Genomic DNA, 388 nt, shown 5'->3' with positions numbered 1-388 from the left:
AGTCAAAATATCGAACAGTTAATAGAAGATGCAATTGCAAATAAAAATAATTATTAGCGCTATGCATATATATTGATATATTAGGCTATTTTGCATCCAATTATCTATAAAATTGGATGCAAAGTGTCTAATAGAATGGAAGTCAAAGTGATTATACGAATAGGAGATGATATAATATGAAAAAGGAACTAATACATTTTGCTGATAGATATTTAAAAGATATCAAAGATGAAAACGCAGCTATTTTTGCTGGTGCAGGTCTTTCAGTAGGAACTGGATTAGTAAATTGGAAAGGGCTTCTTAAAGATACAGCTGATGAATTGGGATTAAATGTAGATAAGGAATATGATTTGATTGCTTTAGCTCAGTATTATGAAAATGAAAAAGG

Annotated in this window: 1 pseudogene; it reads left to right on the top strand. The window is 29.4% G+C overall.

Annotated elements, in window-relative coordinates:
• Positions 1–176: 176 nt before the first annotated feature.
• Positions 177–388 (top strand): annotated as a pseudogene (locus tag GR198_RS35220) (hypothetical protein); the annotation flags it as partial.

The sequence above is a fragment of the Rhizobium leguminosarum genome, from assembly GCF_010668065.1.
GTDB classification, from domain to species: Bacteria; Pseudomonadota; Alphaproteobacteria; order Rhizobiales; family Rhizobiaceae; genus Rhizobium; species Rhizobium leguminosarum_S.
This window is presented reverse-complemented; position numbering and strand designations above follow the sequence as displayed.